At 57.5% G+C, this 1,738-nt stretch carries 1 protein-coding gene; it reads right to left on the reverse strand.

The window, feature by feature from the left end; translation table 11 throughout:
* Positions 1 to 3: 3 nt before the first annotated feature.
* Positions 4 to 1,719, reverse strand: coding sequence for a bifunctional sulfate adenylyltransferase/adenylylsulfate kinase (locus GO984_RS23260; protein WP_157024927.1), 1,716 nt, complete (start codon positions 1,717 to 1,719; stop codon positions 4 to 6).
* Positions 1,720 to 1,738: the final 19 nt, after the last annotated feature.

Genomic DNA, 1,738 nt, shown 5'->3' on the forward strand with positions numbered 1-1,738 from the left:
CGCTCAGCCGGCGATGAGTCCCATGCTTTCGAGTTTCAGCAAGACCTGATGTGCGCAGTTGTCGACTTCGACGTTTTCTGTTTCGACCGACAGTTCCGGATCGACTGGGACATCGTAGGGATCCGAAATGCCTGTGAACTCCTTGATTTTGCCTTCCCGGGCCAGCTTGTACAGCCCCTTGCGGTCGCGGCGCTCACACTCTTCGAGTGAGGTCGCAACGTGGACCTCGACAAAGGCACCAAAGTCTTCAACGTCTTCACGCACGGCGCGGCGGGTGGTGGCATAAGGCGCGATGGGCGCGCAGATGGCGATGCCGCCGTTCTTGGTGATCTCAGAGGCAACATAGCCGATGCGGCGGATGTTCAGGTCGCGGTGTTCTTTGCTGAACCCCAGTTCCGATGACAGGTTTTTACGCACAATGTCACCGTCCAGCAGCGTCACTGGGCGGCCGCCCATTTCCATCAGCTTTACCATCAGCGCGTTGGCGATGGTGGATTTTCCCGACCCGGAGAACCCGGTGAAGAACACGGTGAAGCCCTGCTTTGACCGGGCTGGCTTGGTCTTGCGCAGCTCGCTGACAACTTCAGGGAAGGAGAACCACTCGGGGATTTCCAGACCTTCAGACAGGCGGCGGCGCAACTCGGTGCCGGAAATGTTCAGGATGGTGACATCATCACGATCTTTGATCTCATCATTGGGTTCATACTGGGCGCGTTCCTGCACATAGACCATGTGCTTGAAGTCGACCATTTCACAGCCAATTTCGGACTGGAATTCGCGGTACAGATCCTGGGCGTCATAGGGGCCATAGAAATCTTCACCTGCCGAGTTTTTACCGGGGCCAGCATGGTCGCGGCCTACGATGAAGTGGGTGCACCCGTGGTTGGCGCGGATCAAACCGTGCCAGACAGCTTCACGCGGGCCAGCCATCCGCATCGCCAGGTTCAGCAGGCTCATGGTGGTGGTCGAGGCCGCGTATTTGTCCAGCACGGCTTCGTAACAGCGCACGCGGGTAAAGTGATCGACGTCGCCCGGCTTGGTCATGCCGACAATCGGGTGGATCAACAGGTTTGCCTGGGCTTCGCGGGCGGCGCGAAAGGTCAGTTCCTGGTGGGCGCGGTGCAGTGGATTGCGGGTTTGGAAGGCCACAACTTTGCGCCAGCCCAATTTGCGGAAGTAGGCGCGCAATTCGTTAGGGGTGTCGCGACGGGCGCGGAAATCATAATGCACGGGCTGTTGAATGCCAATGACCGGGCCGCCAAGATAGATCTTGCCCGCCTGATTGTGCAGGTAATTCACGGCCGGGTGGGCGTCATCGTCGGCGCCAAACACCTTTTCAGCCTCGCGGGCCTTATTGGGCTGCCAGTTGTCGGTGACGGTCATGGTGGCAAGAATAACGCCTTCCTGATCGCGCAGCGCAATGTCTTCGCCTTCTTCCAAAGAGGCGGCAAAGTCTTCGGAAACATCTAGCGTGATCGGCATTGGCCACAGCTGGCCATCCGACAGGCGCATGTTATCCACCACGCCATTGTAATCCTCTTCCGACAAGAAGCCTTTGAGCGGGTTGAAACCACCGTTCATCAAGAGTTCAAGATCACAGATCTGGCGCGGGGTCAGATCGTGGCTTTTTAGCGTGCCTGCTTCGACTTTCAGTTTCTGGGCAGACTCGTAAGAAACAAATAACTCTGGAACCGGCGCCAGATTGCTAAGCATCGTCATGTCAAATTTCTCGCTGTAC

Origin of the sequence: Parasedimentitalea huanghaiensis, assembly GCF_009753675.1 — a bacterium.
In the GTDB taxonomy this organism is placed as follows: Bacteria; Pseudomonadota; Alphaproteobacteria; order Rhodobacterales; family Rhodobacteraceae; genus Parasedimentitalea; species Parasedimentitalea huanghaiensis.

Bases quoted from the DNA above. Each gene is read 5' to 3' on its own strand.
- GO984_RS23260 (WP_157024927.1), bottom strand. From the start codon at position 1,719: ATGACGATGCTTAGCAATCTGGCGCCGGTTCCAGAGTTATTTGTTTCT.